The 25,137-nt window shown below is 64.3% G+C and carries 24 protein-coding genes and 1 pseudogene; 7 read left to right on the top strand and 18 right to left on the bottom strand.

The window, feature by feature from the left end; all coding sequences use genetic code 11:
* Positions 1-7 precede the first annotated feature (7 nt).
* The 12 genes from AB4Y31_RS18805 to gspG form a co-directional block, all read right to left on the bottom strand.
* Positions 8-1,558 (bottom strand): multicopper oxidase domain-containing protein, encoded by a 1,551-nt coding sequence (locus AB4Y31_RS18805; RefSeq protein WP_368675202.1) that lies wholly within the window; start codon positions 1,556-1,558, stop codon positions 8-10.
* Between the two features lie 172 nt (positions 1,559-1,730).
* On the bottom strand, positions 1,731-2,243 hold the full coding sequence (locus AB4Y31_RS18810) for a type II secretion system protein (protein WP_368675203.1): 513 nt from the start codon (positions 2,241-2,243) through the stop codon (positions 1,731-1,733).
* Positions 2,244-2,359: 116 nt separating this feature from the next.
* A complete protein-coding gene (locus tag AB4Y31_RS18815) occupies positions 2,360-2,764 on the bottom strand; it encodes a type IV pilin protein (protein ID WP_368675204.1) in 405 nt (134 codons plus the stop codon).
* Between the two features lie 8 nt (positions 2,765-2,772).
* Positions 2,773-3,321, bottom strand: coding sequence for a type II secretion system protein (locus tag AB4Y31_RS18820; RefSeq protein ID WP_368675205.1), 549 nt, complete (start codon positions 3,319-3,321; stop codon positions 2,773-2,775).
* A gap of 3 nt (positions 3,322-3,324) precedes the next feature.
* Positions 3,325-5,718 carry a secretin N-terminal domain-containing protein gene (locus tag AB4Y31_RS18825; RefSeq protein WP_368675206.1) on the bottom strand — a complete coding sequence of 798 codons (2,394 nt, stop codon included), beginning with the start codon at positions 5,716-5,718 and terminating at the stop codon, positions 3,325-3,327.
* Positions 5,719-6,378 carry a secretion system X translation initiation factor gene (locus AB4Y31_RS18830; protein WP_368675207.1) on the bottom strand — a complete coding sequence of 220 codons (660 nt, stop codon included), beginning with the start codon at positions 6,376-6,378 and terminating at the stop codon, positions 5,719-5,721.
* Positions 6,375-6,941, bottom strand: coding sequence for a hypothetical protein (locus tag AB4Y31_RS18835; RefSeq protein ID WP_368675208.1), 567 nt, complete (start codon positions 6,939-6,941; stop codon positions 6,375-6,377). The genes AB4Y31_RS18830 and AB4Y31_RS18835 overlap by 4 nt, the downstream gene beginning before the upstream one ends.
* On the bottom strand, positions 6,938-7,471 hold the full coding sequence (locus tag AB4Y31_RS18840) for a PilN domain-containing protein (protein WP_368675209.1): 534 nt from the start codon (positions 7,469-7,471) through the stop codon (positions 6,938-6,940). Before AB4Y31_RS18840 ends, AB4Y31_RS18835 begins: the two co-directional genes overlap by 4 nt.
* Before the next feature lie 19 nt (positions 7,472-7,490).
* Positions 7,491-8,408, bottom strand: coding sequence for a hypothetical protein (locus AB4Y31_RS18845; protein ID WP_368675210.1), 918 nt, complete (start codon positions 8,406-8,408; stop codon positions 7,491-7,493).
* Positions 8,389-10,110 (bottom strand): GspE/PulE family protein, encoded by a 1,722-nt coding sequence (locus tag AB4Y31_RS18850; RefSeq protein WP_368675211.1) that lies wholly within the window; start codon positions 10,108-10,110, stop codon positions 8,389-8,391. The genes AB4Y31_RS18845 and AB4Y31_RS18850 overlap by 20 nt, the downstream gene beginning before the upstream one ends.
* A gap of 7 nt (positions 10,111-10,117) precedes the next feature.
* Entirely contained in the window at positions 10,118-11,320 is a 1,203-nt protein-coding gene (locus tag AB4Y31_RS18855) for a type II secretion system F family protein (protein ID WP_368675212.1), read from the bottom strand.
* 61 nt (positions 11,321-11,381) lie between these two features.
* Positions 11,382-11,849, bottom strand: a complete 468-nt coding sequence (gspG, locus tag AB4Y31_RS18860) for a type II secretion system major pseudopilin GspG (protein WP_368675341.1) — start codon at positions 11,847-11,849, stop codon at positions 11,382-11,384.
* Between the two features lie 320 nt (positions 11,850-12,169).
* On the opposite strand from gspG, the gene AB4Y31_RS18865 reads away from it, so the two are divergent.
* Positions 12,170-12,919 carry a sensor histidine kinase gene (locus AB4Y31_RS18865; protein WP_368675213.1) on the top strand — a complete coding sequence of 250 codons (750 nt, stop codon included), beginning with the start codon at positions 12,170-12,172 and terminating at the stop codon, positions 12,917-12,919.
* Here the strand turns inward: AB4Y31_RS18865 and AB4Y31_RS18870 are convergent.
* Positions 12,868-13,578 (bottom strand): response regulator, encoded by a 711-nt coding sequence (locus AB4Y31_RS18870; protein WP_368675214.1) that lies wholly within the window; start codon positions 13,576-13,578, stop codon positions 12,868-12,870. The genes AB4Y31_RS18865 and AB4Y31_RS18870 overlap by 52 nt on opposite strands.
* 1,345 nt (positions 13,579-14,923) lie before the next feature.
* Positions 14,924-15,199, bottom strand: a pseudogene (locus AB4Y31_RS18875) (integrase); the annotation flags it as partial.
* A 55-nt stretch (positions 15,200-15,254) separates the two neighbouring features.
* Here AB4Y31_RS18875 and AB4Y31_RS18880 point away from each other — a divergent pair.
* Positions 15,255-16,007, top strand: a complete 753-nt coding sequence (locus AB4Y31_RS18880; protein ID WP_368675215.1) for a phosphatase PAP2 family protein — start codon at positions 15,255-15,257, stop codon at positions 16,005-16,007.
* A 191-nt stretch (positions 16,008-16,198) separates the two neighbouring features.
* Here the strand turns inward: AB4Y31_RS18880 and AB4Y31_RS18885 are convergent, their stop codons facing one another.
* Positions 16,199-17,029 (bottom strand): undecaprenyl-diphosphate phosphatase, encoded by an 831-nt coding sequence (locus AB4Y31_RS18885; RefSeq protein ID WP_368675216.1) that lies wholly within the window; start codon positions 17,027-17,029, stop codon positions 16,199-16,201.
* Positions 17,026-17,271 carry a hypothetical protein gene (locus tag AB4Y31_RS18890; protein ID WP_368675217.1) on the bottom strand — a complete coding sequence of 82 codons (246 nt, stop codon included), beginning with the start codon at positions 17,269-17,271 and terminating at the stop codon, positions 17,026-17,028. The genes AB4Y31_RS18885 and AB4Y31_RS18890 overlap by 4 nt, the downstream gene beginning before the upstream one ends.
* Positions 17,272-17,690: 419 nt before the next feature.
* Here AB4Y31_RS18890 and AB4Y31_RS18895 point away from each other — a divergent pair, with 419 nt between their 5' ends.
* From AB4Y31_RS18895 to AB4Y31_RS18905, 3 genes are all read left to right on the top strand, one after another.
* Complete coding sequence (locus AB4Y31_RS18895; RefSeq protein WP_368675218.1) at positions 17,691-18,107, top strand: DUF5329 domain-containing protein; 417 nt, start codon at positions 17,691-17,693, stop codon at positions 18,105-18,107.
* A gap of 1,193 nt (positions 18,108-19,300) precedes the next feature.
* On the top strand, positions 19,301-19,894 hold the full coding sequence (locus AB4Y31_RS18900) for a hypothetical protein (RefSeq protein WP_018443292.1): 594 nt from the start codon (positions 19,301-19,303) through the stop codon (positions 19,892-19,894).
* 85 nt (positions 19,895-19,979) lie between these two features.
* Positions 19,980-20,591, top strand: a complete 612-nt coding sequence (locus AB4Y31_RS18905) for a hypothetical protein (RefSeq protein WP_018443293.1) — start codon at positions 19,980-19,982, stop codon at positions 20,589-20,591.
* A gap of 770 nt (positions 20,592-21,361) precedes the next feature.
* On the opposite strand, the gene AB4Y31_RS18910 is transcribed toward AB4Y31_RS18905, so the two are convergent.
* Both AB4Y31_RS18910 and AB4Y31_RS18915 read right to left on the bottom strand, forming a co-directional pair.
* Positions 21,362-21,625 carry a hypothetical protein gene (locus AB4Y31_RS18910; protein WP_018441607.1) on the bottom strand — a complete coding sequence of 88 codons (264 nt, stop codon included), beginning with the start codon at positions 21,623-21,625 and terminating at the stop codon, positions 21,362-21,364.
* 152 nt (positions 21,626-21,777) lie between these two features.
* Complete coding sequence (locus AB4Y31_RS18915) at positions 21,778-22,872, bottom strand: substrate-binding domain-containing protein (RefSeq protein ID WP_018441606.1); 1,095 nt, start codon at positions 22,870-22,872, stop codon at positions 21,778-21,780.
* Between the two features lie 153 nt (positions 22,873-23,025).
* On the opposite strand from AB4Y31_RS18915, the gene AB4Y31_RS18920 reads away from it, so the two are divergent.
* Entirely contained in the window at positions 23,026-23,553 is a 528-nt protein-coding gene (locus AB4Y31_RS18920) for an NAD(P)H-dependent oxidoreductase subunit E (RefSeq protein WP_368675219.1), read from the top strand.
* On the top strand, positions 23,550-25,121 hold the full coding sequence (locus AB4Y31_RS18925) for a formate dehydrogenase beta subunit (protein ID WP_368675220.1): 1,572 nt from the start codon (positions 23,550-23,552) through the stop codon (positions 25,119-25,121). Before AB4Y31_RS18920 ends, AB4Y31_RS18925 begins: the two co-directional genes overlap by 4 nt.
* Positions 25,122-25,137: the final 16 nt, after the last annotated feature.

Here is a 25,137-nt window from a genome sequence, read left to right on the forward strand (position 1 = left end):
AGTCCTCCTAAGAGCACTTCTTCGTCGTGGGGTCGACGGCGTTGCAAATATGGACCTCGGTCATTAGGCCGCCGAAGTTCTCGGCGTCGTTCGCGAGGTGATCGAGATTCGGCGTGTAGAGGTAGAACGTCGATCCCACCGGATACATCGTCGTGTCGCTCGCGTCGAGAATGAGATCGAGCGACTCTCCGCCCCCCAACGTGATCGAGTTCGTGAAGTACGTCATGTCGTTGCCGGCCATGTCGCGCAACAGCCTCGCGTTGATCCCGATCACGTGCATCGGGATGCCCAGCGACGCGAGTGTCTGGTACTCGGTGACGTCGAGATCCGAAATCCGCAGCAGCGCCCTGCCGCCAGCCGGGATGTTGATGAGCGTCGGCAGCGGCTGCGAGTAATGCGATGTGCCGTCGGCGACTTGCGTCGTCAGCGGGTTCGGATTGACGGTGTCCGGATAGCCGCGCCCGTTCAAAAGGAAGTACTTATCCTTCATGTCGGTGAACGGCTCAGGATTGAACGTCATCCCGATGAAGTGGAAGTTTGGGTCGAAGCCGTGAATCTGGATCGGGTACTCGACGTCATAGGCCGTCGAGCCATCACCGTCGTTGTAGGCGTAAAGGGTCGGCGCGCCGCTCTTGTTGAGCGCATGCAGCACGCTGTTCGCCGCCGGCAATGGCGTCGAGCACAGAATGTCCGTGCCGGCGCCGCGCTGCGGATTGTGGATGTCCGCGCCGCAGGCGGTACGCGGATCGAGCTGCTGAGCGAGCAGCCCCTGGTAAAGCGAAGCCCCTGCCGGCACGCGATTCTGCCTCGGCCGCACGAAGATCTGGCCGACCATGCCCATTTGCAAGTGCTCGGGAGGCGTGATATGGCAGTGCCAGAAGTAGGTACCGGCATCGGGTGCAAGGTAGTAGTAGGTGAAGCTCGCACCGATGTTGATCGCAACCGACGCATCGGGCACACCGTCATAGAACGAAGAGGCATTCGGGTAGCCGTGGAAGTGGACGGTGTGCCGCTCGAACAAGTCGGGCCGCATGATCATGCCGACGTTCGTGAGCGTGAGGAAGAACTCGTCGTCCTCGTCGATGGCCATCGTCGGCGCGGGGATGTTGCCGTTCATGACGCCGATGTCCATGATCGGCCGCGGATCGACGTGGCCGGAGATCAGTTGCTCGTTAGGCGGCGAGGTTGGATCGACAGCGGCGCCGTCCGCCGTCAGGCCGACCGCGCCGTTGAACGTCGCGTCGTTGTATGGATCGCCCGGCATGTTGAAGATCGAGGGCGGCTCAGTGCCGGGCAATCCGTTACGAATGTTCGCCAGCCCCGAAAGCGGGCCGAACGAAAACATGTACGTCTGCACGCCGTCGCCCATCGTTGAGTAGCCGTCGCCGCCCGAAATCTGCTGGCACTTGATCCCGCCATGCGACGTGTCGGTCGGATCGGGATGGGTGATCGTGGCAAATGGACATTGCACGCGAAACGATTGCGCGCGAACGGGCAACGCGAACAGCAGCAACATCAGCATCGCGATCCCGCCGCGCGCCACGCAAATAGCGAACATATGACCTCCTGGAATCTGGTCATCTCCGCGCGATCCGCTGCGGGATCATCGTTCCGTCCCGCTCGGCGACCGTGCTGTCATCACGCTCATCCCCGGCATGTCTTATTGTGCTTAGCGCATGAGGAACGCGGCATGGGTGAAGCTCCTACAGCGGAGGTAGGGCAAGCCAGAGTCAGCGGCGGGGACTACCGGGTGGGCGGATGAACGGCATCGACGAAGACTGCGACCACGGCGCCGAAGGCACGCCGGCCGCGGTATTGCCGCGCCATCCGGGCGGCGGATAGAAGAACTTCCAGTCCGAATAGGTCTGCGCCTTGTCGAAGAACGCGAAGAGCCGCGGGAAATTCGCGTGCTTGATCGGTACGCGATCGGAGCTGCTATAGACCCCATAGATGCCGTTGCCGTCGCGCATGAACTGCCAGTCGGTCTTGCCCGTCATCGGGTCGGGGTAGGCTCGCCGCAAATGATGAATCGGAACGGGAAAGCGCTTGTCTTCGAGAAGATCGTCGATCGTCGCTGGCAAGGTCCGGCCCGCGAGGTAATAGCGCTGGATCGCGAGCCGATATTGGTTGCCCACGAACAGGAGCTCCTCCTCCTGGCGCCGCTGCTTTTCGAGCGCCCAGACGTCGAGGCCCGCGAGCAGCGCGATCGATGCAAGCGCGAGCGCGATCAGAAGCGCGAGCATCACCAGCCCGCAAGGACGGCGCCGGCCGAGTGTTCCGTTGGCTCGGCGCGCAGCAGCGATCCGGCGAGATGCGCAAGCGCTCCCACGTACGTGCGCGCCGATTGCCAAGCACGACTTCATTTCGTCGCTGCCACCGCCGATGAAGGTGCCGGCGCCGCGGCGCGCACCTCGCTTGCCGGACCCACGTCGTAGACACCGCTTTTCGACGTATCGGGAGAAGCGATGACGGTCCAGGCCGTGCCGCCGCTCACCGGATCCACGGGAATACTGCGCAGATAGTGCTTCGCGACGAGATCCTCGAGCGTGTCGGGGTATTGGCCATTGTCCCCGTAGTATTTGTCGATGGCATCGCGAATCACTGAGATGTTCTGCTGCTGCACCTGACTCTTACCGCGCTCGATGCTGTGGAAGTATTGCGGCAATGCGATCGTCAGCAGCAGCCCGATGATCGCCATGACGACCACGAGCTCGATCAGCGTGAACCCTCGAAAACAGACTACATGTTTGCTTGTGCGCTTCATGAGCGGCCTCACCATTCTTTGTACGGAATGCCGTTGAGCCCGACGCCGTCCGACTTCGAGCTGACGTCGAAGATGTCGTCGTCGCTCACGCTCGAGCCCGGGCTGTCGCCGCCCTGCGCGCCTTCGGGCGGGACGCCGTAGGCGCGCGTATTCCACGTTTCCTCGGCGGGCGTCGTCGGGTCGCCCGTGAAGAACGGGTCGCGCGGCACATGGCGCATAAACGTCATCAGCCCTCCGTTCGGATCCTTCGCGTCCTTCACGCCATCGACGAGCACCGTGAGCGACGGCGGATAGCCTGACGCACCGGGCGGGTGCTCGATCGCGCCGGAATCGCTCGCGTCCTTGTAGGCGTCGATCGCCGTGCGGATCACTCGGAGGGACACACGCAGTTCCTGCTCCTTGTCGCGCTGAACGTTCAGCTCCGCGAAGGGGACGACCGCGAGCGCGACGATGGCCACGAGCGCGAGCGTCATGACGAGCTCGATAAGCGTGAAGCCGCGAACGCGTCCGATCGCGCAAGGTCCGCGAGGGCAAGGGTGCGCAGCGCGTCGCAACATGGCTCAGTTCGAGTCGACGGGAATGGCGTGCAGCGGGTTGTCACTCGCCATGTCGCTCGGCTGCGCCGGCATGATCGGTGGCGGGGACGGAGCCGTCGACGCCGCCGCTTGAGGCGCGGGCGCCGTTGAGCTCTGCTGTCCCGCCGTTGCCGCTCCGGTCGACTCGTGCGCGGCAGCGTTGTCGGCCGTGGGCGCCGAACCGCCCGCTCCTCCCGCGTCCGCCGCCTGGGCATGATCGGCGGCCGCCCCATTTGCCGCCGCACCGCCTGCCGCCGCGCCTGCGCTCCCTGCACCGCCGCCAACCGCCGTTGCCGGTAACGGCACCGACGTCATGAACCGGCCGCCGAACATCGAGGGCGGCGCCGTTGTACGCGGCGTCGCAGGTGGAACGCCGAGCGCGCCCGTTACGGGAACCGTCGCGGCGCCGCTCGCCGCCGCGCCCGCTTTGTCCGCTCCCGGCGCAGCATTGCCGCCGCCGACATGTCCAGGCGTCACGGCAACGACCGCGTCAGGGGCGACGGCAGTAACCGACGCCGCGCCGGAAGCCGTCGCGGGAGCAGGAGCGGGAAGCGCGGGCAATGCCGAGGCCGTATCCACGCTCGGCGGATCGAGCCGCAGCTGCTCGGTACGCACTTTCTCGTCGGTGCCCGACCACATCTCGCGGGTATCGGCATCGGCCGCGAGCTGCGGCCGGATGATGTGCGGCGTGATCATCAGCACGATCTCGGTCTTCTTGTGGTCGCCGTTGTGATTCGAGAAGAGCCTGCCGAGCACCGGCAATTGGCCGAGCCCCGGCACCTTGTCGGCCGCGTCGCGGTCTTCGTCCTGAATCAAGCCGCCGAGGATCTGCGTCTCGCCGTCCTTCATCCTCAAGCTCGTCGACGCGCTGCGCGTGCCGATCTGATAAGCGAGCGAGCTGAGTCCGCTTTGCGAGTTGCTGCTCGAGATCGTGTTCGTGATGTTGCTGACTTCCAGGTTCAGCTTCATGCCGACGTCATTGTCGCGGTAGACCTGCGGCTCGACTTCCAGCTTGATGCCCACGTCGAGGTACTGGATCGATTGCGAATAGGCCGGGCCGCTCGTGCTCGGCACGCTGGAGCTCGAGATCACCGGCACCTTGTCGCCAATGAGGATTTTCGCCTTCTCCTTGTTGCGCGTCCGAATGCGCGGGCTCGCCAGCAGGTTCGCATCGGTGTCGGTCAGCTTGAAGTTGGCGGTGGCCGACAGCCCGCTCACGGCGAGCGCATTGACCGGCAAATGATGGAGGTCGGCCCATGTCTGCACTGAGTTCGGCGTCGACGCGCTGAAACTGTTGGGCCAGTCGATGCCGAGATCGGTCAGCCGATCTCGCGACACTTCGAGCACCTTCACCTCGAGCATCACTTCGGGGTCCGGAATATCCTGCGCGGCGATCATCCGCTCGGCCACGCGGATCGTCTCCGGCGTCGCACGAATCGTTACCGTGTTCGCACGCTCGTCGACCACGACCTCCTTGATTTTCAGAAGGCTCTTCAGGAGCGTCTGGATCTGTTTCGCATCCGTGTTCGAGAGCTGGAACGTGCGGACTTTCAGATCTTCGTACTCCTGCTCTTTCGCCGGCGTCGCCGGATAGATGAACACGGTGTTCGCGTTGAGCACCTTCTTTTCGAGCTGGTTCTGCATGAGGATCATGTCGACCGTATCGTCGAGCGAGGCGTTCGAAACGAATATCGTCGTCTTCAGATCGGCGCGCACGTCGCGGTCGAAAATGACATTGAGGCCCGTCGTGCGCGAGAGCGCTTCGAACACCATCCGCACATTGGCGTCGCGAAACTGCAGCGATACGGGCTTTTTCATGATCGACGACGATGCGTTTTGCTCGTCGGCCGCAAGTCGAACCTGGCGGCGCTTCTCGGCGAGCTCGCGATAGAGCCGCAGCGCCGCGACGTTATTCGGGTTTTCCGCGAGCACCTGATCGAGCCGCTGAGCGGCGCTATCGAGCGAGCCGCGCTTCACCATCCGGTCCACTTCGCTCAAGATGAAGTCGTCGCGCCGATCCAGCTCGATCGCCGAGCCGATCCGCTTGCCGCGCTCGCTCGTCGGATCGAGCTTCCACGCCTCCTGCAGCTTCTGGATCGCCGCGCCGTAGTCGTGCCGGACGCGGAGCTGGTCGGCATCGTCGAGCAGCGCCGTGACCTCATGGTCGCGCTCGTCGAGATACTTGAGCTGCGCCTTCGCGTTCGTCGGCTCGCGTTTGCTCGCGGTGCGCAAATCGTCGATATTGGTCGCGCATCCGCCGACGAGCGACAAGACGACGGCCCAAGCAACGCCGCAGGCAAGCGGCGCGAACTTCAAATCCCGGGGCAGGTGGCAACGGTCCGCTTCGCGCGCAACACCCCGTCTCGATGACGGTTTCATTTAGTTCCCCTCGCCCTCGATGGTCATTACCTGCTTCTCTTGGAGCGGCAGATACGTAAACACGGCCCCCGTGGCCGCGATCGATTCGAACCGGTAACGGCCGTCGACTACGTCGCCCGGCGAGACGATCAGCAATTGATCGCCATTCGCCAGGAAGACCTGCGGCTTCGCCTGATTCGCATTTGACATTCCCACATAAGTGAACGGCAGCGGAGGCGCCACGGGCGGCGGCGCCTGCACCGCTTCGGCCACCGGCGCGGGCGGCGGCGGCGGCGGCGGCAGCCAGGACTGCACGTTGAACGGATCGTTTTGCGCTTCCGGGGAGAGCGGCGCCCGTAACGCGGCGAGCTTCTGACGCGCCGTACCCGCGAGGGCATCGTCATCGGAGGCTCGCGCTTGCGCTTGCGCTTGCGGTGACGATGCGCCACGAATTGCTTCACCTTTGGCAGGCGCGCTCGAAGCCGTCGCAGTCGTTAGGGGACGCGCAGCCGCGCGCGGCGCGAGCCCCGCCGCGCCACGCGGCCGGGCCGCGCCGACGCTCAGCACGCTCTCGCGGGAGGCGAGCGCGCCGAATGCATCGGTCACGCTCAGATAGCGCGCGCCGAGCCAGGCGAGCATTGCCGCACTGGCGGCCAACAGGGCGGCGGATAGCGGCTTCATGATCGGCTCGCGCGATAAATGAGGTTGAAGCGGATCCTCGCTTCGAGCACGTCTCCGCTCACGGCGGGCCGTTCGACGTGAATCTCCTGCAGCGCCGCGTTGGGGACGCTGTCGAGCACGAGCGCGACGAAACGCCGGATCGAGACATAGCGATCCTTGACGGGCAAGAGCACCTGGTAGGTCGTGAACGGCCCGGATCGATCGCCGCCGACCTGATATTGCGCCGAGCCCAGCGTCAGATTCGCGGCATGGGCTTGCGCAAGAATCGTCGCGACGTCGTCGCCGTTTTGAGCGAACGAAGGAAAAAGCTCGGGCAATGCGGCAAGCACCAGAGCCGGGTCGTCGGCATGCCTTCGATGCTCGGGATGGGCGGCCTTTGCGGCATGCGCAAGCACGATGCGCTCGTGAACACTTCGTGTATCGGCGTTCAAGGCCGGCACCGCGCTCGACGCCGCGGCCGCCACGGCAAGCACCGCGGCGCCGGCGAGGCCGGGCCAGCCGAACGAGCGCCGCAACTCGAAACGCGCGGTCCGCGCCAGGTCGCTGACCCCAGTCGCTTTCATGGCTTTCTCCATATCGCGGTGATCTGAAAGCGAACCGGCACGCCAGGCGTCGTGGTCTCGACGAGATGCGTGTTGAGGACGGCTTCGCGCAGCAAGGCACTGCCCTGCAGGTACTTCAGATACCGGACCATCGCATCGAAATCCTTCGCTTCGGCCGTGATGCGAATTTGCCCTTGCGCCGGGCTCTGATCGATGCCGATCAGCGCGACATCGTGCTCGCGGTACCCTTCCACGATGGCGAGCAAGTCCTGCCACGGCACCGTGATCTCGCTGAAGACGGCATTGATCTCCTTCGCCTGTTGGCGCGCGGCGGGCGTCGAAGCCGCGCTGTCGTGGCGCGATGGCGCCGGCGCATGAAGATGCACGAAAGCGGCGAGTGTGTCGTGTGCGCGTTCGTTGGCGCGGTACGCATGCCATAGCGCATCGCCCGCAAAGAGCGCCGCAAGCGCGGCGAAGATCGCGAGCGCAACGCCGGCCCGCGGATTGCGCGCGCCGCGTCGTGCGAAATCGAGCGTGAGAAGCGGCGTCATGATGCCTCCCGGGGGTCGTTCATGTTGCGAGCTCCATCAGCCCGAGAGCCGGCGGCGCGCTGCTCATGTGGGCGTGCAGCGCGGTGAAGCGCGCGAAGCTCCGCTCGAACGGCTCGGGATCGAGCGCAAGGCCGCAGAGATAAACCCCGCATTCGGCCCCGCGCGCCGCCGCCGACCGCTCGAAGATTTGCCGCGCGGCATCGGCAACGGCATGCGCGCCCGCGTCGCCTTCCTCTGCGCCGTCGCGAAAAACGCGTTCGGTGTCGTACGCGGACCAGCCGCCCTTACCGACCGTCACGGCGTGCAGCAGCGTGTCCGTCGCGACGAGCAGCCAACCGTCGCCGCCCCCGATTGCGGACCGGACGCGGTTCAATATTCGCGGCAGCGCAAGCACGATGCTCGCGACATCGACGCGCGCCTCGGCGCTTTTCTCGCGAATTCCCTCGATGAGCGCGCGCGGCAAGGCGCTCGCGAAAAGCGTCCGGCCGCCCGGCTGCACTTGCCACCGGACGATCAGCGTCTCGCCGTCGACGCCGAACGTATCGGCGAAGTAGGCGCCGGCCACCTCGTCCAAATCGCGTGCGCGCAGACTGCGAAAGTCGCCGCGCAGGATCGCGTGACGGCCCCAGAAGTCGTCGAGCACGATGGCGGCGCGGCGGGGACCGGTGCGCGCATCGACGCTCGATAGGGATCCGTCTTCGGCATCGGCGCTCGCATCGGTGCTCGCATCGGTGCTCGCATCGTCCAGCGCGCGGCCGAACGCATCGAAGAGACCCGCGTCCGTGTAGCGCAGCGCCGATTCGATTTCGACGATCCGCACCGCGCTCGGTGCCGCATCGCGCGCCGCGCGCCGCAGCCATGACCGGCGCCGCCGGCCAACCGCGACGTCGCAGGTGCCGAGGCCGATGGCGAGTGTGTCAGTCGACGATCGTGACACGATTGATCTCCTCGAGCGTCGTTTCGCCGGCCGCGAGCAGCTTCACTGCGGCCCGCCGCAGCGTCGTCATTCCGCAGCGCAGGGCCGCGCTTTTGATCTGACCGAGCGGCGCGCGCTCCGACAGCAACTGGCGCAATTCGTCGTTCATCCGCAGCGCCTCCGCGATCGCACGGCGCCCTCGATAGCCCGTGCCGCGACACGCCGCGCAACCGATCCCGCGACGAAACCGGTACTCGTGCGCCGTGCCGGGATCGATGCCCGAGCGCGCGAGCAGCTCCGGCGCGATCGTCTCTTCCACGGCGCATTCGCCGCAGCACTGGCGCAACAAACGCTGGGCGATCACGCCGTTCAATGCGGACACGAAGCTGTACGAGTCGACGCCCATGTTCGTGAAGCGACCGATCACATCGAAAACGTTGTTCGCGTGCACCGTCGTGAAGACCTGGTGGCCCGTGAGCGCGGCCTGCACGGCGATCTGCGCCGTTTCCGTGTCGCGGATCTCGCCGACCATGATGCGGTCCGGATCGTGCCGCAGGATCGAGCGCAACCCGCGCGCGAACGTGAGCCCCTTCGCTTCGTTGACGGGAATCTGCAGGATGTCGCCGAGCTGATACTCGACGGGATCCTCGATCGTCACGGTCTTCTCGAGGCCGTCGTTGATCTCGGTCAGAATCGCGTAGAGCGTCGTCGTCTTGCCGCTGCCTGTCGGCCCGGTGACGAGCAGCATCCCGTACGGCATCGCGGCGACCGTGCGCATGAAGGTCATGTCGGCCGCCTGAAAACCGAGCGCCTCGAGCGTGAGGCCGCCCGCGGCCTGCGAAAGCTGATAACGATCGAGAATGCGCAAGACCGCATCCTCGCCGAAGAGGTTCGGCATGATCGAGACGCGAAAGTCGATCTCGCGGGCGGCGAACTGCGCCTTGAAGCGCCCGTCCTGCGGCACGCGGCGCTCAGCGATGTCGAGCTCGGAAATCACCTTGAGGCGCGACAGAACCTGGTCCGCGAGCTCGCGGCCCTCCATCCGGCTAATGACGCTGAGCACGCCGTCGATGCGGTACTTGATCACGAGACCGTTGCCGCGGCATTCGAGGTGAATGTCGCTCGCCTGCATCTTGAGCGCGTCGTAGATCGTCGAGTTGAGCAGCCTGACGACGGGGCTGTCGTCATGGCTGATGCCCTGCAGCGTCAGCGCGAGCGCGGCCGTGTCGCTCGCGTGCTTCGCCGTTTCCCCAAGCGCGACCGTGTCCATCGCGCGCACGTCTTTTTCGCGCGCGGCCAGATAGGCATTCAGATCGCCGACGCTCGCGAGCGCCCAGCGGTACGGCACGCGCGGCCGCGCGCGCATGCGTTGATCCACGCAGCCGCGCGTGCGTGCATCGAGCGGATCGGCGATCACGAACAGCAGCCGCTCGCTGCTGGCCTCGCCGTCTCGGAAACAGATCGCGAGGCGCGACGCCGCCTCGATGAACGGCATGATTTCGAAGTCGGGCTCGAGCCGGTGCATCTCGCGCATGCCGATCGGCGTCATGCGAAACGCTTCGGCCAGCCCGGCGAGTGCCGTCTCGCCGTCCACGCCCATATGCGCCGGCAGCGCCTCGAGCGCGCGGGCGGCCGACCCATGGTGCTCGACGAGCAACGCGAGCGCCTCGCGATACGGCGTCCGGTTGGGCTCGGCACTCGCGCAGATGGTATCGGTATCCATGTCGTCCCTACTCGATGCTCGATGCCAACTGGAAGATCGGCATGTACATCAGCACGACGATGCCGCCGATCACGACACCGATGACGATCATCATCGCGGGCTCGATGAGCCGCGAGATCAGATCGATCGCACGTGAGACGTGCGCCTCCTGAAAACTCGCGACCTTGTCGAGCACGGGCCCGAGGCCGCCCGTCTTTTCGGCGACGGTCAGCAAGCGGAATGTGATCGCGCTCGCGAGGCCGCAGTCGAGAAACGCTTGGGAAATCCTGCCGCCGTTGCGCACGCGCTCCAACGCAAGCACGAGCGCTGCGCGATCGGCGCGCGAGACGAGTGCCTGCGCGAGATCGAATGCCTGAACGACGGGAATGCCGCCATCGACGAGCATGGCCGCCGTGCGAAAGAACTGCGCCTGCCGATAGATGCGGAAGTACTCGCCGAGGCCCGGCAAGGCAAGCACCCGGTCGGCCGCCCAGTTACGCACCGAAGCACGGCGCATCGCAACGAGCAAGCCCAGCACGACGATCGCGAGGGCCGTCGCGAGCTCGGCGCCATGCGCGTGCACGAGTGAACCCCAGGCCATAAGCCATTGCGAGAGCAACGGCAGCTCATGTCCACTGTGCTCGAGCAGGCCCGCGAACCGTGGCACGACGAACGCGAGCAGAAACAGCACGACGACCGAGCCGACGGCCAGCAGCACGGCCGGATAGACCGACGCCGAAATCACGCGCGCGCGCAGCGCCTGCAGGGTGGCGCTGTTGCGCGAATAGCGCTTGAGGCTTTCGGCGAGGCCGCCGGTCTGCTCGCTCGCCTTCACGCAGGCGACGAGCACGGGCGGGAACACATCGTCCGCGAAGTTGAGCGCGGCCGATAACGAATGACCTTCCTCGAGCCGGCGCAGCAAATCGCGATAGACCTGCGCCGACGCTTCGCGGCGCTCGTTGCTGCCAAGCGTGCGCAACGCGTCGATGACGCTGACGCCTGCATCGATGAGCGCGGCGAGCTCGCGCGCGAAGAGCTCGACATTGAACCTCGCGCCGCCGAGCGCCGTACGTTGCGCGAGCCGACGGCGGGCGACGCCATCGGCTCGAACGGAGATCACGCGCAGGCCGCGCGAGCGCGCAATGCTGGCGGCGCCATCCGACGTATCCCCTTCGAGGCTGATCGTCTGCACCAGACCGGCCGCATCGAAGACGCGCAACGAGTACTTCACTTTACCCCTCCCCCGGCAGCCCGCCCGTTCTCGCGGCGGACCGCGCAGCCCCATCCCGTTTTCACCACGACGTAATCGCGACGTCCTCGCCCGTGCCGCCCGGCTGCCCCGTCCGTCCGAGCGTGTAAAGGTCGTACTCGCCATGCTCGCCCGGCGAGCGATAAACGTAAGGACGGTTCCACGGATCGGGCGGCACCGCCTTCTTCAGGTACGGCCCGCTCCAGCGCGGCTCGTTCTGCGGCCTCGTGAAGAGCGCATCGAGCCCTTCCTCCGTAGTCGGATACTGGCCCACGTCGAGCCGATACTGATCGAGCGCCTTGCCGAGCGAGTCAATCTGCGCCTTCGCGATCTTGACGTTCGACTTGCCGATCTGATTGAAGTATTGCGGCGCGACGAGCCCCGCCAGAAGTCCGATGATGACCATGACGACGAGCAGCTCGAGCAGCGTGAAGCCGGCACCTTGCCGTATGCGGCGATGCGGGCCGTCGTGCCGGCGATCGCCGCGCAACTGTGCGAGCCGCGACATCATCTGCCTATCGATGTTCACGATCCCTCCTTCGCCGCCCCGGCGTCGCGCCCTATTGGGCTTGATCCCATTCTTGTCTGTCCATCACGGTGCAATAAGTGAGGAACGCCCGCCCGCGCGCATGGGTAATTCCCCGCTACGCGGTTGCCTGACGGCGCCCCGTTGCGCGAGAGCCGTCGAAACACAAGAATTCAGTTAGCCCGCGTACATAACGGCGAATCCGATGGACCGCGCGGGCCGACGTACGGGCGTTACCCCGCATGCTCCGGCCGCGCGCGATCTGGCGCGGCTGCTCGCACGCACATACCGTTTTCGGAGGCCTCATGATCGCTTTGCCACCCGGCGGACTCCGGAACATGAAGTGGCGCGAGGTCATGGATGCCGTGCGCAGACGCGTGTTCGCGGCTCGGCACAATCGCAAGGATTTCGGCGCCGCCGTCGTCATCGGCCAGGAGCTCGAGCGAAAACGAATCACGTCCGAACTGCACGACGGACTGGGCCAGGCGCTGACGCTCATCAAGCTGACGATCGAGGACGCGCGCATCCGCCTTCGCGGAGGCCGCACGCTCGAAGCGCGCGAGTTGCTCGACGCCGCCGTCATCAGCATCTGCGAAGCGATCGGCGACGTACGCCAGATATGCAACGAGTTGAATCCCTTGCTGCTCGAGCGCCTCGGGCTCGTCGCTTCGCTCGCATCGCTTTGCGCGCGCGTCGATGAACGCGTCGAGACTCTCAGCGTCCGTTTCGATTGCGGCGCTCAGGACGCGGAGGTTCCCGGCAACCTTAGGGCGGACATTTTCCGTGTCGCCCAGGAGGCGCTCACCAACGCGCTGAGACACGGCTCGGCGAAGACGATCGACGTGAAGCTGCACCGCACAGAACATGCCCTGTCGCTGACGATCGAAGACGACGGCGTCGGCTTCGACACGCTCTGCCCGGCCACCGATCCCGACCTCGACGGCGGTCTCGGCCTGATCGGCATGAAGCATCGCGTCGAGGCGGCCGGCGGCACCTTCGTCGTTCACTCGAGCGTAACGGGCGGCACACTCGTCTCGGCAATCTGGAGCGTATGAGACATCGGCGCGATCAGGCCCATGTCGATGGCGGCAAGCACGAGCCCGGTCAGGTTGCAGATGTCGAGCTTGTGCATGAGATTCGCGCGGTATTTCTCGATCGTCTTCGGGCTGAGATTGAGATACTGCCCCACCTGGCGGTTCGTGCGTCCCTCCGCCACGAGCTTCAGCACACTGCGCTCACGCGCGGTGAGAAGCTCCCACGCGCTTTTTGGCGCCGACGCGTCGCGGCCGGTCACGAACGACTGAACGAGGTTGCCGTAGACGTCGGCGCTCAAGTGGCGCTTGCCCTGCATCACGGCGCGCAGCGCCGCCACGAGTTCGTCGAACGAAGCGTCCTTGAGCACGTAGCCGTCCACGCCGACGCGCAATGCTTCGCGAACGTACTCCTGAGCCTTGTGCACCGTGAGCGCCACGATGCGAATCTGCGGCGAACGGCGCTTGATCGTCGCCACCGCATCGATGCCATTCATGCCCGGCATCGCGAGATCGGTGAGGATCACGTCCGGCGCCAAAGCGATGGCCTGCTGACAAGCCTCTTTGCCGTCCCGGGCCTCGCCGACCACCTCATAGTCGCCGAGCGCGTTGAGCATCGAACGCAGCCCGCAGCGAAGCAAATGATGATCTTCCGCGATCAACAAGCGATGCTTTATGCTCACGGCTCACCCCTTCCCATATCCCTGGCTCGTACGCGCCGCCTCTGAGGCGTGCGCGCCGTCTGCGCGCCACGGCCGGCTATCCGGCCGCTTCTCGATTTTTTCCGCGGTCGATGGGCCGCACTCGCGAGCCGGCTCATCCCCTGCGTGCAATGCGCGTCGTGATCGCAAATATCGCGCCACGCCCTTAGCGATGCGGCGCCAGCGAAGAAGCGCCATATCGAGAGCCCACGCTCGGCCGATAAACGTTTCAGGCGTGCAACGCCGGACGGTCGACAGGCGAGTTCAACGCGAAGGTACGCCCGCCCGCGCGGGCAAACCGCGGTGGCGGCGTCTCAAGAGTGAGAAAGACGATACGCGTGGTCGGCAAAGACCGGAAACGCCGCGGCGGCGGCGGCGTGCTGGACCCCGAGCTTCCGAAACGCCGATCCGTGTTATGCGTGGCTCATTGATCTTCGGGGCACTTGAGGTTGCAGCCGTCCGGGTCGCCCAGGTCACCCTTCTTGCGCAGCTCGGACCGAGCGCTCGATGATCGCCATCGATTCTTGGCAATCATGCGGTGATCGCGTGAACTACGCTGGAAACCGTCTCAAAATGGAGACATTCTGGGCAGGCCCCAGGTGTTACGGATCGCAAACGCGAGCACGCTGGCCTTCGATTGTGATAGCGATTCCGCGCCCGCCGTGGAAAGCGTGGTCTGTAGCTTTGAGGAAGCGCCTCAACCAATGAACAAGCGATTTGACACGCCATCTCAATGTTGCAACAGATTTTTCAGGCGGCCCAAGCCGCTGCGAACATACCGACACATTCACGTCTCGCCAAACTGCCCTGCGGACGCCCGCCGCAATGGGCATTATGTTTGCTAATCGTCTAGGCAACAACGTGAGACGATTTCCACTTCGATAGCAGAGCCAACGCACGGATTGTTCGATGTCATCCGGCCGCCGGGGAAGACCAAAATGAGCATACACGAGCAAGAGTGCGAATTGGCTCACATCGACAGGATGGTCAGTTATCTGGAAGCGCGAGGAGCCGATCTAAAAGGGCAACGCGGTTCAGTATTTACGCCCCGCTATTGGCGAGCGCGTGTCGAAGCTTTGTCGACTCCACTTGGGGCGTCCGATCGTGTTCTTGAGCTGGCGTCGCAACTTCTCGAACGATTGCGTAAGCTAGATGAAGCTATAACGAACTCCCACTTGGATCGAGATTGCGGGGCCGAACAAGGTAAGCAAATTCCTATCATAAGCGACGAAGTTGTGAAAACTGATGGGCTTACGTGGAAGTCCGCATAAACGGCCTACTGCTTGAAGTCCCGTGCGGCAAACGCTTGGCCCAACTGCCAGGCGCGCTAAACTTCGTCGCGGTGCAGATAGTCGTCGAGGTCGACGAATAGCGCCAATCGTCGCGCACCATGATCAGCTGGGCGCCCCGCGGGAGCGCGAGCGCGTGCGAGGCGTGCGTGTGCCGCGTCCAATGCGGGCTCGCCCGGCGCAGCTTCTCGGCCGTCCCCGGCCGCTCGTCCTGGAGCGCGTCGGCCACCAGCACGAAGAATCGCCTCAGCACGCGCCAGAGCCGGGTGCCTGTCCTCTTCGAGGCTTGCGACAAGCGGCGTCGCCGGGTTCCACAAGCGCCGCGCGCCCAGCGCGATTGCGGTGGGTGCCGTCGCGGTCTGGACCACGATGCCGAAAGGCAACCGAAAACAAGGCGTTCTAATCTACGTCGCGCAGTTGAGCCGTTTCGATCCGTCTTGGTTCCCAAAGCCGGTCCCGCCTTTTAGCGAGGTCCCCATGGTTCGGAAGACGCTTGGCAATTATCCGGTGCTTAAACGCGGGAGTGCTGCGGCCGCACTGGCACTCGCGTGCTCAACCACTCAAGCGGGCGGCGGCCCGCTCGGGATCGACCACGAGCTGGCATTCGATCAGGGAGGAATCTGGGGCCGGGGATACCAACTCAGCCTCGAGTACGGCGTCATTGCGACGGCGGTCGGCGGCGCGCTCTGGCTTGGCAACGACACCGAACTGGGCCATACGTTCTGGCAGACGATTGACGCAGGCGTGATTTCGTCCGCCGCTGCCGTGGGGCTGCAGTACGCGTTCGGCCGCGCCCGGCCAACGGCCGGCAAGGGCCCCAATCAATGGTTTACCAGCGGCGGACACAGCTTTCCGAGCGGTGAAGTCACCCTGCAGGCAGCCTTCGTCACACCCGTCATCGTCAACTACGGTAGCCGCGATCCATGGGTCTGGGCACTCGAATTGTTGCCGGCCTACGATGCGGTTGCCCGCGTGAGAAGTCAAGCGCACTGGCAAACCGATGTACTGGCGGGCTGGGCGCTCGGATCCGCAGTGGGCTACTGGGCCACGCGGTGGAAAACGCCTTTATTTGTACAGATTCTCCCGCATGGGTTTACCGTGGGCTTCTCGAAGCGCTTCTAGTTGGCTTGTTTTGCTCGTGCGCTGTCCAGTGCGAGATCGCTTCCGCTGCAGCAGCTGACGTATCATCGTGGTCACGCATTGCGCTCGAGATGCGATCGTCGGCTTGCCGCTCCAAGCTTGGGGCAAAACCTGGCGATACGTCCATGCAGAGTCGCGTGCGTACTGAAGTGCAATGACGAAGACCGGCACCGTCAGGCTGGCTGCCCGTGCGTCATCAACCAGGCGAGACAAAGCGCGCCCGCGACGATGCAATAGACGCCGAACGTCGCGAGGCGTCCGCGCCCCTCGAAATACCGCATCAGAAAACGCACACTCAGATAGGCGGCAATCGCCGTTAGCACGCCGCCCAGCAGCGCATCGCCAAGTTGCTCCGGTGCCCTGAACAGCTTGGGCAACTCGAGCACGCCCGCGGCAAAGATGATCGGGGTGCCAAGCAGGAACGCGAATTCGGCCGCGCGTTCAGCCGTGAGGCCCGCCGCGTTGCCGGCAATCATCGTCAGCCCGCTGCGCGAAAATCCGGGCACGAGCGCGCCGATCTGCGCCAGTCCGACGAGAAACGCCTGCCGAAAACTCAGTTTTTCCGGCGGCTGGTGTGCGCGCGCCCGCTGGATGCGATCGCCGACCCACAACAACACGCCGTTCAGAATCAGCGCCATGGCGACGATGCGCAAATCGTGAAAGACCTGCTCAAGCCGCTTTTCGAGTAAGAGACCCACGAGCCCGGCCGGAATCGTACCGATGATGAGCGCCCACATCATGTGGCCGTCGTCGCTGCGCTGGCCGGAGAGCGTGCCGAACCACCCCTTCACGAGTTCGATCCAGCGCTGCCTGAAATACCAGAGCAGCGCGAGTGCGGTACCGAGATGCAGCGCGACAAGAAACGGAATCAACTGCGGCGCGTGCTGGTCGACGTGCATGCCGACGAGCGCGGGCGCGAGCAGCGTATGGCCGAGGCTGCTCACGGGAAACAGTTCCGTGACCCCTTGCAGCACGCTCAGGAAAATCAGGAACCCAAGACTCACGCGTTGCTCCTTGCCACCCAAAGGGCGGACGCTGTCTTGGTGTTGCCCTCGAAAACGGTCATTGCGGCGCCGCCGGCACAGCAAGCCGGCGGGGCCGCATGTAGCGGCTCCGCATCGGACCCGTTACTTCGTTTTATCTGGTCGTGCTTCGCGCCAGTGCCGATGCAGCCGGAAAGAACTTGCGATGCGACGATGCGGGCTAATGCGGCCTGGAAAAGCCTGTCTTTCAATGAGCTCGCCATGGAGCCTCCCAGAACCATCGACAACCACCAAAGCAAAGCATAGTCCCCCATCGAATCGTAGGGGTGAAGCCCTCTCAACATGCCTTGGATGCCCCATGTTGATGCCCCGACATGCAACAGAATTGCAATGATACCGCGATCACCGCTCCCCGGAACGCGGTATCTTGGCTCTCCTGTCCTCCATCATGCAGGGTTTCGGGAGAGCCTCTTTTCGCTCACGCGTGGCTAGTTGGGTGGCGTAGCGACAACCGCGAGTTTGATCGCCGTGTCGCGTCGAGAACTAAGCGCAGCAGCTCGCGGGGAAATTTCCGAGCATGGTTTTCGCTGTGCTGTCTGTCGTCGTGGGACCGGACGACATTTTCTAGGATCCAGAAAGAAAGAGACTCTCGCTCATGAGCGCATTCGCATGGAGCACAGCTGTGTCGCAACTCATTCGCATGGGGCTGGTTGTCCTGGCTGTCGGCATGACGATGACCGCACAGCCGGGCGAGACTCAGCCCGTTGTGCAGGCGGAAATTATGTCCTTGCTAAACCGCGTTGAAACATCGAACTGCAGGTTCAATCGCAACGGCGCGTGGTATTCGGGAAAGGAAGCGAAGGCGCACTTGCTCACCAAGCTCCACTACCTTGAAAACCGCACTACCCTGACGAGCACCGAACAGTTCATTGGACTTGCCGCGAGCAAAAGCAGCATCAGCGGCAAGCCCTACTTGGTCCAGTGCGGCGACGCGCCATCCCTCCCGAGCGCAACGTGGCTGACGACGCAATTGCAATCGCTGCGCGCGGCTCGCGCAAGCAGTCCGAATACGTCGTCTAGGCCGGCAGCACCCCCGTGAAATGACTGGCCGTGCCCAGCGCAACAAGATTCCAGCAGATAGGAACGCGTCGCGCGGGAAAACTGCATGCTGCGTTTGACGTGGCCGAAGCTGGAATCATGACCACGGTTATCGGGCTGCGCGGCTAGGCTCCCCTCGGCCACCATCCGCGCAGCCCGCCAACGTCATCGGCGAGCGCGCTAAGGGACCGGCGTGCGGCGAGGGCGCCGACGTTCGTTCTTGCGAGTAGCCATCGATCGAGAAGTCGCGACGCCAGCGTGGGAACGCAATCAGGTGTCGGTTGACAGGCAACGCTGGAAAGCGCCGATCGCTTTGAGCTGGCCGCTTTGCTTGACCGTATCGACAAAAAATGCCGCTCTTGCCGGGGGACAAGAGCGGCGAGGCCCCCTGAACGTAGGACAGGGGGTGAGTGAACCTATCCTATCCGGATTTGCCCTTTCGAGATCGTGGGTGGCGCCACATAACGTTAGGCGCCGTCATCGAGGGCAACCCATCAGCGAGCACGGCAAGTAGGCCGACCCCGCCAATTGCCCGGCTTCGAGAGCCGATCGCAGTTTTTGCTCGGCGTCTCATTCCTGATTCCGCCTTGGCATGGGCAGCGCAAGACGATCGCCGCAGTGACGTCACGTCCCGCGTATCGCGTATCGCGTATCGCGTTCATGACGCTGGCTAGCACTAACCCGCCCACAGCGCAGAAACGAGCGTGCCGCCGCGTACATCGGAGGGAGCTCTGCCAGCCATGGCGGGAAGCCATTCATACGAGCGCTCGCCTGAATACGCCGCAAGGGAACGAGCGGGCTGAAGTTCCGTACGCCATTGCCCGTGGGCGAAAAGGCATCGCGATTCCCAGCATATGGCTCGTTCGGACTGGACGAAAGCGAGCCACCGCACGATGTATCGGCCGAACGCACCTTCACGGAACTTATGATTGGTTTGTAGCCGAACATACCCCGTGTCGGCGCCGACCGTACATTATGCCCACTCAGAGGACAGACGAATCACATTGCGGATGAAGACGGGCTGCAAGCTCCTCATCGGTAGCGAATACCGTATTGCTGGTGGCTGAGCAAAAGACGACTGCAAAGCTACCAACATATGCCGTGACTGCGATTCGCAAGGACAAAAAGCGCTACGGGGCAAGAGGGGGGCTGCCTCGGAAATCCATATCGCCCCTCTTTACTTAGGAGTCCAAAATGAAACAGAAAATGGTACTGGCGGTTGCGGTATTCGTCCTTTCAACGACTGCGTTCGCAGGCGGCCCGGCGCCGGGCATGAATAGTTCAATAGCGGCTAACGCCAACGGCGGGGTAAGTGGTGCGCTCGGTATCGGCGGCTTTGCCGTGAGCAACGATACAACCTCCACCGTCAACGGCAACTACAGCGCCTCGATGTACGGTCCGGGACAAAGCGCCGGTTCGTTCACAGCCGGCAATCAGAGCTTCGCGAACACCGCGGTGACGTTCGGTACCAACGCGGGCTTCACCAACACGCACTCCATCACCAACACTAACTCTGGCAACGGGAACAATGGGGTAACGAGCACGTACGGCCAAAACAACTTCACGAATACCGGTTTCTCGATTTCGAGCAACACGGGTTCAGAAGATTTCGGCACGAGCACGTTCAGCGCCAAGGGGGCGGGAGACTCCGATCAGAGCGGATGGGCGGACGCCACGGGGAGCTCGACAGCAAATGCAGATGGCTTTGTCGGCGTGGCGGGTGCAGGCTTTGGCAGCTTTGGCTCATTCGAAGGATCTATGTCGAAGACGGGCTTCAACCGCTGGTAATCAGCGCGAATGCCGCGATCAAAGATAGACGTGATCTGAGCGGTGTCGGGCCATACGCGGCCCGGCAAAAAATCGGGGAATAAAAATGCAAAAGGCCATTTTTGCTGTCACTGCGATGCTGCTGAGCGGAATCGCGATGGCACAGGCAAACGGAACGATTACGAATGGTACGCAGTCAACAGCGCAGCAAGCGACAAACGTCAATGTGAACGTCGGTACCGGCAGCCAAGGCTCCGGACCGGCCGGTGTTGCGAATGCGCAGACCGTACCTGCGGAATCTACCGTGGGATATAGCGGTTCGTACACGGTCAGAAGCGCACCGACGGTATATGCCCCGTCGCTAACGGCGTCAGTAACAGAGACCTGTTGGGGTTCTGTATCGGCGGCGGTCTCCGTCGTAGGCGTCGGCGCTACGGGCGCCGCGACCATAAAAGACGCCGACTGCAACCGCCGGCTCAATGCAGCGGTCGCATGGCGGATGGACCGCAAGGACATCGCGTTTAACATCATGTGCCAAGACGATTCGTTCCGGGCAGCGGCTGCGCAGACCAACTCTCCTTGCCTTGAGGACAAGCCGAAAGTTGCATCCACCGTGAATACCGAGGCGCAATCCAATCCGAAGCTAGTGCCAGTCGCAGGCTCGCCCGGTGTCATGCAGTACCGCCTCGCGGACACGCCGGCTCCGTTATCGCGATAGTAGTTTCTCAACAAACTCCCGGCGTGAGCGCTGCTGAATCGGCTCGAGCTCCGCTATATGGTCGGGAGTCCGTTCAGTGCGCCCCGCAGTTCGATCAGGCCTTCGCCGCACGGGATCTCAAGGGGTAGCTCGCTGATGTTGACTCCCGGATAAGCGCGAGTATCTTCATAATGCGCCACACCCGCTCGACGAATCCGTTGTCGCGGCAGCATCCCTTGCTTATGGCAAGCTTAAGAATCGGCGTTGTTACAAAAAACATACTGCTCAAGCCATGCATCTGCGCGCCGATAAAACTAGATGCCACAAACTGGCACAACCTTTTGGAGGGAAGCATGGCGATAAACGCAATAACCGGCCAAACAGCCGGCCCCGTAGCAGACGCCTCCCGTGCGCCGCCACAGCTGGCGAAAGGCACTACACAAGCGACTGCGACGCCGCAACCGAACAGCACGTCGTCCGCGCAATCGACAAAACCGGCTGCATCCTATTCCGTTTCGATCAGCAGCGCGGCGCGCGCCGCACTCGCCGAGGCGACGGAGACGTCCGTGCAGACAGCTCAGGAAGCCCGGCGCGGGGACTTGCAAGCACAACGCATGCTACGGCGCTGAACTCATAAGGCAGCCGCCGATCCGATTCTCCGCGCGGGAGGCTATTCGCCCTTCGCGCGGAGCCGCGCCGATTTCAATGCGCGAATGCTTCGAAGCAACCGTGAGGGCATGCTTTATCGCCCGCGGCAACCGGACGAAGCGCGTGTCCGTGTTATGCGCCACTCATTGATCTTCGGGGCACTTGAGATTGCAGCCGTCCGGATCGCCGAGGTCGCCCTTCTTGCGCAGCTCGGACCGGCGCGTCTGATACTTCTTGGTCGGCGCCGAAGCGGCGAATTGCAGCTGAGGATGCTGCTGCAGCCGGAACTGATCGTTCAGGATGCCGCCCGGCACGCCCGGCGAGTTCTGGGCGAAGGCAAGCGTTGCGACGGCTGTCAACGCGCCGGCTGCGAGGGCGGCGGCGCAGGCATTGATGAGCGGTTTCATGTTCGTTCTTGCTGCGCCTCGTCGGCGCATCTGTCATGGCTGGGGACGACCCAAGAGACTGGTAAGCCTAACGCAGAACCGGCCGGCTGTGCATCGATTCGTATTACGCACGTATACATGGCGAAAGGCCTGGTGCCCCTGCCCCTACGACGCTAGCGCGACACTCGTGCCGGCGCGCCGCCGCGCAACCCGCTCGCGACGTCCACGAGCAGGCCGCACTCGGCCGGGTCGTAGCCTTCGAGACGCGAGACGCTCGCCTGGAAGGCCTCGCTCTTGAGCACCTCGATCGCGGCCGCGAGCGGCGCCGACGAGAGCCGCCCACGCTCGCAGGCAAAGTAATAATCCTCGTCGACGACGGGAATGAAGTCGAGCCCGAAATGGTGCGCGGCCGGCGCCACGCCGAAGCCGACGTCGGCCATCCCGCTCGCGACGAAAGCCGCGATCGCCGTATGCGTCAGCTCCGTCGACGCATAGCCGTTGATGCGCTCCGGGTCGACGCCGACGCGGCGCAGCTCGAGGTCGATCAGAAGCCGCGTGCCCGAGCCGGGCTGCCGATTGACGAAGCGCACGTCGTTGCGGGCGAGATCGTCGAGCCCCCGCACGCCCTTCGGGTTGCCCTTCTGGAGGAAAAGGCCCTGCTTGCGCTTCGTCAGATGAATGAGCACATGGCGCCGAGGGTCGAGCCAGCGCCGGTAAATGTCGGCGCAGAGCTCGCGGAACGGGCCGGCCGGCAGGTGAAAACCGGCGAAATCGCACTCGCCGCGCGCGAGCGACGCGACGGCCTCGGCGCTCTCGCGATACTTGATATCCACCGCGACGACGCCGCGGCTCCCGAGCTCGGCGACGAGCGCCGCCACCGCGTAGCCGTGCGAAGCGTGAATGCGGATCGCGCTGCCGCGCCCGAGCTGACGGTTGAGCTCCTCGGCGATTTCGCTCGCGAGCATCTGCATGGGTCCTTCAAGCCGCTCCGCGCAGAGGCGCTGCGCCCTGACGACGGCGTGACCGAGATCCGACAGGGCCGAGCCTTTGCCACGCTCCTTCGAAATCAGGTCACCGCCGAGGCGCGCCTCGAAAAGGCGCAGCAATCCCCACGCATGGCGGTACGAGAGGCGGCTCTGCTCGGCCGCCTGGGCGATGCTGCCCGTCTCGTCCACGAGCGCGAGCAGCGGCGCGATATCGGTCAAACTCGCCTCATGGCCCGCGCTATCGCGCACGATCAGTTCAGTGACGCACCGGATGTCGATCATTTATGTGGTCCGATTTCCTATTGCATATCGAAAAGCACGCGCCTATTGTTCCAGAACAAGTGAAGAAGCCGAGCATATCTGCAGGCTATATGTACCGCAAGTGCATATTGCAAGGCAGTTGCCCTGAATCAAGGGACAGAAAGGAGACCCCACGTGGAACATCCCCGCGCCGCCGCGCCGGACGAGCTCGTCCGCCGGCACGTCAAAGCAGGCGCATCGCTGCTTGCAGTGTTGCACGCCATCCAGAATGAAGTTGGATTCATCCCGAAAGAGGCCGTTGCGCCGCTCGCGCGCGCGATGAATCTTTCGCGCGCCGAAGTACACGGCGTCATCACTTACTACCATCATTTCCGTACGACACCGCCCGCACGCGTGACGGTCGCCCTGTGCCGCGCGGAATCGTGCCGCAGCATGGGCACCGAGGCGCTCGCGCGGCACGTCGAAGCGCACACGGGTTGTCGGTTCGATGCGAAGCACGGCAGCGGCGATACCGCGGCGCAGGGTCATGACGAAGCCGTCGAACTCGAATCCGTCTACTGCCTCGGGCAATGCGCGCTCTCGCCGGCCATGACGATCAACGGCAAGCTCTACGCGAAAATGACACCGCCGAAGTTCGACGCCTTGTTCGACGCGGCCTGCGCCGCCGCGGGCGTCGAAGCGAATGCCAAGGAGTCCGCATGAACTCGCCCACGACGCACCGCATTTTCGTGCCGCGCGACTCGTCGGCCCTCGCCATGGGCGCCGACGAAGTCGCGCAGGCGATCGCGAGCGTTGCCGCGGCGCGCGGCCTGGCCGTCGACATCGTCCGCAACGGTTCGCGCGGACTTCTCTGGCTAGAGCCGCTCGTCGAGGTTCAAACGGCCGATGGGCGCGTGGGCTACGCGAACGTCGGCGTCGAGGACGTACCCTCGCTCGTCGAGGCATGGCTCTCGGGCGGTGCGCACGAGCGCTCGGTGGGACTCGTCGAGGACATCCCGTATCTGAAGCGCCAGCAGCGCCTCACGTTCGCGCGGCTCGGCATCACCGATCCGCTCTCGATCGACGATTACGTGGCCCACGAGGGGCTCGCGGGCCTGAAGGCCGCGCTCGCGATGAGCGGCGAGGCAGCCTGCGAGCTCGTGCTCGAGTCGGGTCTGCGCGGTCGCGGCGGCGCGGCGTTTCCGGCCGGCATCAAATGGCGGACCGTGCGAGCCGCCTCGGCCCCGCAGAAGTACATCGTCTGCAACGCGGACGAAGGCGACTCGGGCACGTTCTCGGACCGGCTCTCGATGGAAGGCGACCCGTTCGGGCTCATCGAAGGCATGATCATCGCGGGCGTCGCCACGGGTGCGACCGAGGGCTACATCTACGTGCGCAGCGAATACCCGCACGCGATCGCGACGCTCGAGGCGGCGATCGAGAAGGCGCGCGCGGCAGGCTGGCTCGGCACGAGCGTGCTCGGCTCGGATCGCGCGTTCGATCTCTTCGTCGCGAAGGGCGCGGGCTCTTATGTCTGCGGCGAGGAAACGGCGCTGCTCGAATCGCTCGAAGGCAAGCGCGGCATCGTTCGCGCGAAGCCGCCGGTCCCGGCGCTCGCGGGCCTGCACGGCCAGCCGACCGTCATCAACAACGTCATTACGCTCGCGACGGTGCCGATCATCTTCGCGCGCGGCGCGGCGTTCTACAAAGACTTCGGCATGGGCCGCTCGCGCGGCACGCTGCCGTTCCAGCTCGCCGGCAACATCAAGCAAGGCGGGCTCGTGGAACTTGCGTTCGGCGTCACGCTGCGCGAACTCATATTCGACTACGGCGGCGGCACCGCGAGCGGACGCCCCGCGCGCGCGGCACAGGTCGGCGGACCGCTTGGCACCTACCTGCCCGAGAGCCAGTGGGACATTCCGCTGGACTACGAAGCCTATGCGGCAGTCGGCGCGGTGGTGGGCCACGGCGGCATCGTCGTGCACGACGACACGTCGAATCTCGCCGAGCTGGCGCAGTACGCGATGCATTTTTGCGCGCTCGAGTCGTGCGGCAAGTGCACACCGTGCCGGATCGGCTCGACGCGCGGCGCCGAGGTCATTCAGCGCATCCGCAATGGCGATACGTCCGAGAAGCAGGTCACGCTCTTGCGCGACCTCTGCGACACGATGGTGTCCGGCTCGCTTTGCGCGATGGGCGGTATGACGCCCTACCCGGTCATCTCGGCACTCGATCATTTCCCGGAAGACTTCGGTCTTCGCCCAGTCCAGCCGAATGCGGCTGCGGCTTGACGAATGGAGCAACTCA

It is taken from the genome of Trinickia sp. EG282A (assembly GCF_040965455.1).
Taxonomy (GTDB): domain Bacteria; phylum Pseudomonadota; class Gammaproteobacteria; order Burkholderiales; family Burkholderiaceae; genus Trinickia; species Trinickia symbiotica.

Bases quoted from the DNA above. Each gene is read 5' to 3' on its own strand.
- AB4Y31_RS18805 (WP_368675202.1), bottom strand. From the start codon at position 1,558: ATGTTCGCTATTTGCGTGGCGCGCGGCGGGATCGCGATGCTGATGTTG.
- AB4Y31_RS18810 (WP_368675203.1), bottom strand. From the start codon at position 2,243: ATGCTCGCGCTTCTGATCGCGCTCGCGCTTGCATCGATCGCGCTGCTC.
- AB4Y31_RS18815 (WP_368675204.1), bottom strand. From the start codon at position 2,764: ATGAAGCGCACAAGCAAACATGTAGTCTGTTTTCGAGGGTTCACGCTG.
- AB4Y31_RS18820 (WP_368675205.1), bottom strand. From the start codon at position 3,321: ATGTTGCGACGCGCTGCGCACCCTTGCCCTCGCGGACCTTGCGCGATC.
- AB4Y31_RS18825 (WP_368675206.1), bottom strand. From the start codon at position 5,718: ATGAAACCGTCATCGAGACGGGGTGTTGCGCGCGAAGCGGACCGTTGC.
- AB4Y31_RS18830 (WP_368675207.1), bottom strand. From the start codon at position 6,378: ATGAAGCCGCTATCCGCCGCCCTGTTGGCCGCCAGTGCGGCAATGCTC.
- AB4Y31_RS18835 (WP_368675208.1), bottom strand. From the start codon at position 6,941: ATGAAAGCGACTGGGGTCAGCGACCTGGCGCGGACCGCGCGTTTCGAG.
- AB4Y31_RS18840 (WP_368675209.1), bottom strand. From the start codon at position 7,471: ATGACGCCGCTTCTCACGCTCGATTTCGCACGACGCGGCGCGCGCAAT.
- AB4Y31_RS18850 (WP_368675211.1), bottom strand. From the start codon at position 10,110: ATGGATACCGATACCATCTGCGCGAGTGCCGAGCCCAACCGGACGCCG.
- gspG (WP_368675341.1), bottom strand. From the start codon at position 11,849: ATGATGTCGCGGCTCGCACAGTTGCGCGGCGATCGCCGGCACGACGGC.
- AB4Y31_RS18865 (WP_368675213.1), top strand. From the start codon at position 12,170: ATGATCGCTTTGCCACCCGGCGGACTCCGGAACATGAAGTGGCGCGAG.
- AB4Y31_RS18880 (WP_368675215.1), top strand. From the start codon at position 15,255: ATGCCGAAAGGCAACCGAAAACAAGGCGTTCTAATCTACGTCGCGCAG.
- AB4Y31_RS18890 (WP_368675217.1), bottom strand. From the start codon at position 17,271: ATGGCGAGCTCATTGAAAGACAGGCTTTTCCAGGCCGCATTAGCCCGC.
- AB4Y31_RS18900 (WP_018443292.1), top strand. From the start codon at position 19,301: ATGAAACAGAAAATGGTACTGGCGGTTGCGGTATTCGTCCTTTCAACG.
- AB4Y31_RS18905 (WP_018443293.1), top strand. From the start codon at position 19,980: ATGCAAAAGGCCATTTTTGCTGTCACTGCGATGCTGCTGAGCGGAATC.
- AB4Y31_RS18910 (WP_018441607.1), bottom strand. From the start codon at position 21,625: ATGAAACCGCTCATCAATGCCTGCGCCGCCGCCCTCGCAGCCGGCGCG.
- AB4Y31_RS18915 (WP_018441606.1), bottom strand. From the start codon at position 22,872: ATGATCGACATCCGGTGCGTCACTGAACTGATCGTGCGCGATAGCGCG.
- AB4Y31_RS18925 (WP_368675220.1), top strand. From the start codon at position 23,550: ATGAACTCGCCCACGACGCACCGCATTTTCGTGCCGCGCGACTCGTCG.